Origin of the sequence: Acinetobacter sp. 5862 (genome assembly GCF_024494585.1) — a bacterium.
Lineage (GTDB): Bacteria > Pseudomonadota > Gammaproteobacteria > Pseudomonadales > Moraxellaceae > Acinetobacter.
In genome coordinates this window covers 1-7,065 of sequence record NZ_JANHGP010000014.1, presented here as the reverse complement: position 1 = coordinate 7,065, position 7,065 = coordinate 1, and the positions used below count along the sequence as shown (strand labels likewise).

Annotated in this window: 5 protein-coding genes and 2 pseudogenes; 1 reads left to right on the top strand and 6 read right to left on the bottom strand. The window is 39.3% G+C overall.

The window, feature by feature from the left end:
* Positions 1–74: 74 nt before the first annotated feature.
* The 4 genes and pseudogenes from NO346_RS02140 to NO346_RS02125 all read right to left on the bottom strand — a co-directional run.
* Positions 75–404, bottom strand: a pseudogene (locus NO346_RS02140) (hypothetical protein); the annotation flags it as partial.
* 122 nt (positions 405–526) lie between these two features.
* Positions 527–1,885 carry a phosphate regulon sensor histidine kinase PhoR gene (gene phoR, locus NO346_RS02135; RefSeq protein ID WP_256414066.1) on the bottom strand — a complete coding sequence of 453 codons (1,359 nt, stop codon included), beginning with the start codon at positions 1,883–1,885 and terminating at the stop codon, positions 527–529.
* Between the two features lie 8 nt (positions 1,886–1,893).
* The gene (gene phoB, locus NO346_RS02130) at positions 1,894–2,604 is read right to left on the bottom strand and encodes a phosphate regulon transcriptional regulator PhoB (RefSeq protein WP_004659793.1); all 711 of its coding nucleotides are present in this window, start codon (positions 2,602–2,604) and stop codon (positions 1,894–1,896) included.
* Between the two features lie 250 nt (positions 2,605–2,854).
* Positions 2,855–3,532, bottom strand: a complete 678-nt coding sequence (locus NO346_RS02125) for a TetR/AcrR family transcriptional regulator (protein WP_256414065.1) — start codon at positions 3,530–3,532, stop codon at positions 2,855–2,857.
* A gap of 305 nt (positions 3,533–3,837) precedes the next feature.
* On the opposite strand from NO346_RS02125, the gene NO346_RS02120 reads away from it, so the two are divergent.
* Complete coding sequence (locus NO346_RS02120; protein ID WP_256414064.1) at positions 3,838–4,665, top strand: SDR family oxidoreductase; 828 nt, start codon at positions 3,838–3,840, stop codon at positions 4,663–4,665.
* A gap of 63 nt (positions 4,666–4,728) precedes the next feature.
* Here NO346_RS02120 and NO346_RS02115 read toward each other — a convergent pair whose 3' ends face one another.
* Both NO346_RS02115 and NO346_RS02110 read right to left on the bottom strand, forming a co-directional pair.
* Entirely contained in the window at positions 4,729–6,096 is a 1,368-nt protein-coding gene (locus tag NO346_RS02115) for an MATE family efflux transporter (RefSeq protein ID WP_256414063.1), read from the bottom strand.
* Positions 6,097–6,201: 105 nt separating this feature from the next.
* Positions 6,202–6,990 (bottom strand): annotated as a pseudogene (locus NO346_RS02110) (aminotransferase class I/II-fold pyridoxal phosphate-dependent enzyme); the annotation flags it as partial.
* Positions 6,991–7,065 lie beyond the last annotated feature (75 nt).

Here is a 7,065-nt window from a genome sequence, read left to right as displayed (position 1 = left end):
TGACAATTTTATATACTCCATAAACCCTTTAAATTAATTAGGTGGTTTATGTCGCACTTCAAGTTTTACTCTGCCCCTTGTCCAAACTCTTCATTTAGATTCAGCATTTTAAGATTACTCAGTACTTCCATACCAATAATCGGCTGATTTTTTAAAGCACCAGTACAAGGGGTGCATAGTGTAGGAATCGCATCTTTGCCTTGAGGGTACATTTTCACAATGACAGCACTGTATTGTTCAGTTTTAGAATTACGTCTGATCACAATATCAGATAGATAAGAACCACTCCGTTCATCTACCACTTTCCAAGTACCGATCAATGGATCAGTAGGCATGGCGATCGCTGAAAATGAACTACTTAAGCCTAGGAGAAAGGCGAAACTACGAAAGAAATGAGAATTCATAAAATATATTACGTCTAAAGAGAAATGTGTGAGCGGTGAAATTAATCAAAATATTATTATATTATTATTGTAATTAAATTGTAATATCAAATATTTAGGGAGCAATTTTAGCTCCCTCTATTTTAACCTATACGATACAAACGTTCTTTGGGAAAGACAGCGGTAAAGGTTGAGCCTTCGTTTTCTTTGGAGCTAATTTCTAAATGCGCACTATGTTGCATTAACACATGTTTGACAATTGCTAAGCCTAAACCTGTCCCCCCTGTCTGACGGCTACGTGCGCTGTCAACACGATAGAAGCGCTCAGTTAAACGGGGTAGATGTTTTGGATTAATGCCAATCCCATTATCTTGTACGGTAAAGTAAGCGTGATCGCCATCTTCATGCCAGCCAATCGTAATAATGCCGCCTTTCGGTGTGTATTTAATTGCATTGGTGATTAAATTACTAAACGCACTGGCAATTTCCATATCAGAGCCGATTAAATCACAATGACTGTCGATATCTAAATTTAAAGTATGACCATAATCGAGATTATAAGCACGCGCATCATCAAATAATTGATTCATCAAATTTGCCATATCAATAATTTGATTTTTAGCAACTTTTTTATTGTTTTCTAAATTGGATAAAAGCAATAAATCATTCACCAATGCATTCATGCGTTTGGTTTGTGATTGCATTTGAGTGAAAGCGCGTTTCCAGCGAGGAGTAATGTCATCTTGATCGATAAATGTTTCGATATAACCACTCAATACGGTGAGCGGTGTACGTAATTCATGAGAAATGTTGTCCACGAAGTCTTTACGCATTTGTTCAAGATTATGTACGCGAGTAGTGTCATATGCCACCAATAAGCGGCTTTCACCACCAAAACGAGTTAACTTGACTTGCACATAGCGGTCTTCGTCCATTTGAGCCTGTAAACGGATACCATCAGGTGCTTGATCGATATGATTAAAATATTCAATAAAGCTGGGTTGACGCAAAATAGCCAGTAAATTACGTCCGCGATCTAAAGGATTGATGCCTAATAACTTTTCGGCAGCAGGGTTCCACCATTCAATCTGATGTTGGTCATCAATCAAAACGACAGCTTCCGCCAATGCAACCAGAGATGATTGAGCACGATCAATCAAACCTACCATTTCGGCTTGAACGATACGTTCTTGTCGCTGCGCTCGATAGACATTAAATAATAATGCACCCCAAATACCGCTTAGATTTGGGGGAACATCATAGGGACGATTTGAGATCCACTCATTGACTAAATACAGTGAGCGGAGTTGGAGTATAAAAAAAACGACGAACGCGACAAAAATACAGCTCCAAAAGTATCCAACCCCGAATCCAATTAAGCTCGCAATCAATAAGAAAAAAAGTAGCAGTCTTAGATCTTGTTTTGCAAACGTCCATAAATTGCTGTGACGGAAACGTTGATGTTCACGTGCCAGTTCAGGGACGGGATAAGGTTCATACATAAAGGATTTTAACCTGCTGCTAAATCAGCTCTTGTAGAAAAACGATAGCCTGTGCCACGTACTGTTTGTACAAAACGATCTACGCCGAAAGGTTCTAAGACTTTGCGTAAACGTCGGATATGCACGTCAATAGTACGATCTTCGATATAGACATTACCGCCCCAAACTTGATCCAGTAATTGTGCACGTGTATACGCACGTTCAGGGTGCGTCATAAAGAAAGCCAATAAACGATATTCGGTTGGACCCATATCGAGAATACTGTTCCCAAAGCTCACACGCTGACTGACTGGATCAAGCATTAAGCCATTAGCATCAATGACTTTTTCGCCACTGAGTGCATTTGCACGACGCAATACAGCTTTGATACGAGAAACCAATTCACGTGTAGAGAATGGTTTGGTCATGTAATCATCTGCACCCGCATCTAGCCCTTGCACTTTATGGTCTTCTTCACCACGTGCTGTCAGCATGATGACAGGAATTTCAGCTAAGTTTTCATCACGTTTGAGACGACGGCATAGATCTACACCACTGACACCACCCGGTAGCATCCAATCCAGCAAAATAAGAGCAGGACGCTGATCGACGATAATCTGATGCGCTTGTTTTGCATCCTCAGCTTGTAAACATTGGAAGCCTGCCATATCCAAAGAGGTATGGATCATTTCGCGGATCGGTAGCTCATCATCGACAATTAAAATATAGTCATCTTTCACTGCGCAATACCCTTAAAATCTGTAACGGTGAACCGTTTTGTTGTTATGACAGGCTTATTACAAAGATTAATTATGACAATATCATTGCAAAAGAGTTAATAAAGTCGAATTTAGCAATAAATTGTGACAATTCTAAGGCAGAGTAGTGACCAAATGATGACAAATTGTTTGCAAATAAAACAAATGAATTCATTTGGTTAATACCATCGAAACCTTTTTATTTTGTTCGTCACAAAACTGTAAAAGGATTTTAATTTTTTTGTGAGGTGGTTTCAATAAATGATAAAAACACAGCACAACAAGCAGATAACACATCCTCTAAGGGCTGTTTAAAACCTTCGGAAACCCAACGAATAATAATATGCGTCACATATCCATTTAAACCTGTTGCCATTAATGAAACTTCTTCACCACTTTGTGGCACATTTGGCATGGTAATCATCATGAATGCTTGAATAATACGATCAAATTGGGTCAAGGTTTCCTGAATCGTGGCTTGATTATGCAGGTCTTGAACCAACATGGCATCGATATAAATAATTCGTGCCATACGAGGGTCATCTTTAATTGCACTTAATAATGCGGATAAACCTGCCGTGACCATATTCTTAGGTTCAGGTGCAGCCATGAGCACAGCTTGGGTTAAACAATTTTGCATTTTGCCAATCATTTTTAAGAATACCGTTTGGAAAAGCTCCTCACTTTTCTTAAATGATTCATAAAAATAACGCTCAGTCAGCTTCGCCTCATTACAGACATCTTTGACAGTGACCGAAAAAAAACCCTGTGTACCATAGGTCGCAATGCCTGCTTCAATCAATTTTTCGCGGCGAGCTTCTTTGCGTTCAGTTAAAGAGAGACCTTTAAACTGGCGCTCTTTCGCTTCGGTATTATTTTTCTTGCGTGTCGCTAGATCTTCAGTTGCCATGGAAAAACCGTTCCCTAAAAAGTCTTTAAATCGTATGTCTAAGATTTATTTGCATTTTAAACAGGTCTTGCGAATTTATAATAACTAAATTTCGTAAAACTTATTTCATCGTGTCTAAACATCTTACGTCATGAAATGTAAATAGACCTAATATGACAAGCAATATGTTGGTTATTGCCATTTGTCTTAAAGCTGTAGTGTACTATATTGACAACACGTATTGTCAAAATTATATTGGTTATAGCTTAAACTGCACATGATCAAGACAAATGTGTGCATATCATTCGAAATACAAAGGATAGGCAATGAAAAATTTTAAAAATAAAGTCGCAGCGATCACAGGTGCAGGTTCTGGGATTGGACAGCAATTGGCAATTTTATTGGCTAAACAAGGTTGCCATTTGTCATTGAGTGATATCAATGAGAAAGGATTAGCGCAAACTGTTGAGTTGGTAAAACAAAATCCAATCAAAGTAACGACCAAAGTTCTTGATGTTTCAAACCGTGCAGCGGTGAAGCAATGGGCGCAAGAAACTGTTCAAGATCATGGCTCAGTGAATATGATTTTTAATAACGCAGGTGTGGCACTTGGCTCAACTGTTGAAGGCGCAAGTTATGAAGATTTGGAATGGATTGTAGGCATTAACTTTTGGGGCGTGGTTTACGGCACCAAAGAATTTTTACCATTCATTAAGCAAACCAAAGATGGTCATATCATCAATATCTCAAGTATTTTTGGTTTAACTTCGCAACCAACACAATCTGCATACAATGCAACAAAATTTGCGGTACGTGGTTTTACTGAATCATTACGTCAAGAACTTGATATTGAAAAGAGTGGCGTAAGTTCTCTTTGTGTACACCCAGGTGGTATCCGTACCAATATCGCAAAAGCGGCGAAAATGAATGACAGTTTAAAGAGCTTGGGCATGGATCCAAACAAATCGATCAAGCAGTTTGATAAATTCTTACGTACACCACCAGAAGAAGCTGCACGTCAGATTTTAAATGCAGTGTTGAAAAATAAACGCCGTCTGTTAATTGGAACAGATGCTCGTATTGTGGATTCTTTCCAACGTCTATTCCCGACGGGTTATCAACGTATTGCTGCACTTGCAACGAAAATGATGTAAGTTGCAAGCATAAAAAAGCCATTCTTAGAGAATGGCTTTTTTATTTGAGGATCAAAGAAATTTTTAAATAAGGACTTTGATCTTAGTTTTCTTCCAAATGAACTGATAATAAGAGGCTTGTAATACACATAAGCACACAAAAGAAAGTGCATAAGCAGTCCAAATGCCCGTTAAGCCCCATAACGAACTAAACCAATAGGCACAAGGGACTTCAATTAGAATAATAGTGAGAATATTAATCATCATGGGAACATTGACGGTTCCACTAGCTCGCATCATTGAAGCAAAAATAGCACTCGCACCGAAGAATAAAATTGACCATAACACAATAAATAAGAGCTGCTGCCCAAGTTCAATGACGCTGTGATCGGTAATAAATAGAGCCATTAAATATTTGGAAAATAAGTAAGCCAAAGTGATCAAACTGCCTGTGAATATGACATTCATTCCCAAAGCGGTTCGTGTGACTTTGGCTAATAGTTCGGGTTTGCCTGCACCAATCGCTTGAGCGGCAAAAATAGAAGCCGCAATTGAAATAGAGAGGGCTGGAAATTGAATATAGTTGAGTACTTGGTTCACTGCACCATATGCTGCGGTCGCATGTGCACCATAATGATTAACCAAACCAATAATGACTAAGCCTGCCAATGAAGTTGTAACCATTTGGATGCCTGTTGGGATACCAAGCTTTAAGATTAGTTTGCTTAGGTTGCTATCGTGACGAATACTTTTCAATAGACGGGCATCTATTTTCAGTGGATGGTTCTTATAATTGAGATAGAAGCTCAGAAAAATAAGGACTGCGGCATATCCCATGATTGTTGCAACAGCAGGCGCGACAATGCCCAGAGCAGGGAATCCAAAATAGCCTTTGAGCAAAACAGGTGTTACCGCCAAACCAATCAAACTGGTTAGGCTCAATGCAATTAGAGGGGTAACACTATCACCGACACCGCGTAAAATCGAAGTATAAATAATATAGACAAACAATAATGGACTACCCACCAGCATCCATCGAACATAGGGCAGAGAGAGGTGCATGACTTTAGGATCTGTACCTAATAATTGCAAAATATGCTCGGCAAAGCTCCAACCTAAAACAGCAATAATGCTACCGCCAATCAACGTCATAAATAGGGTAGAGCCAATCACACTTCTGACTTTTTCAAGATTTTGCGCACCCCATGCCTGTCCAATCAGTACAGTCGTTCCCGCGGAGATCCCGATCACAAATGCCAATAAAAAGAAAAGAATTGGGAAGAATACAGACACCGCAGCAATCGCATCTACACCCATCATTTGACCGACAAAGATGGTATTAATCGTTCCCGACAAGTTCTGTAAAATGTTGGTAGCAATCAAGGGAACCAGAAAAACAAAAAATGTTTTCCAGAGATTGGGTTGCATGACCAAAGGTTGGCGTGGTGTCATTCTATTTCCTTCACGCTTCGCCCAGAAACGTTTCTATTTTTTCTTTTTCCACCATACCATCATCGGTCATATTGACGTCATGATTGTTCGGTTTATTTTTGTTGATCAACACTCTGCAAGGATTGCTCCTGCACGTTGTAAAGTCTGATCAGTTTTGGCAAAGCAGAATCGAATCAGGCGTAGTGACTCGGGCGCTTGTTGATAAAAAACGGAAATAGGAATCGCGACAATTTTGTGTTGCTCTGCGAGGAATTGGCACATTTCCACATCATTCAAGTCAGGGCGAATCGCACTATAATCGAGATTTTGGAAATAAGTGCCTTGTGATGGAATAAATTGGAAACGTGAGTTTTGAATTTGGGTATTAAAAAGATCCCGTTTTGCCTGATAAAAGTTTGGGAGTTCCTGAACGTGCTCAGGATGTTGCTGCATATAGTTCGCTAAAGCTATTTGGCAAGGTGTGGTTCCGCAAAAATTGGCAAATTGATATATTTGACGAAACAAACGCATTAAATGTGGTGCTGCAACGCAATAACCCGTTTTCCAACCTGTGACATGATAACTTTTTCCAAAAGAACCGATTACATAACTGCGTTCACGTAATTCGGGGAATTGCAGTGCACTAAAATGTTTTTGTCCATCAAAAACGAGATGTTCATAGACCTCATCAGAGAGCACAACGATATTTTTATCTTGAATGAGTTCAATCAGTTGATGCCAGTCTTGTTCTGACCAAATCGCACCAGTCGGATTATGTGGTGTATTGACGATAATCATGCGAGTTTTTGCATTGATACAATCTTTAACTTTTTGCCAATTCACCTGAAATGTTGGTGCTTCTAAATGGATATGAACGGATTTCCCCCCTGCCAGTTGTACTGCAGGGGCATAGCTGGGCAGAGTAAAACTTGAAGTGCGACATAAACCACCTAATTAATTTAAAGGGTTTATGGAGTATATAAAATTGTC

What these genes read in the sequence shown, in the direction of transcription:
- NO346_RS02115 (WP_256414063.1), bottom strand. Translation starts at nt 6,096, where the DNA reads ATGACACCACGCCAACCTTTGGTCATGCAACCCAATCTCTGGAAAACA.
- NO346_RS02120 (WP_256414064.1), top strand. Translation starts at nt 3,838, where the DNA reads ATGAAAAATTTTAAAAATAAAGTCGCAGCGATCACAGGTGCAGGTTCT.
- NO346_RS02125 (WP_256414065.1), bottom strand. Translation starts at nt 3,532, where the DNA reads ATGGCAACTGAAGATCTAGCGACACGCAAGAAAAATAATACCGAAGCG.
- phoR (WP_256414066.1), bottom strand. Translation starts at nt 1,885, where the DNA reads ATGTATGAACCTTATCCCGTCCCTGAACTGGCACGTGAACATCAACGT.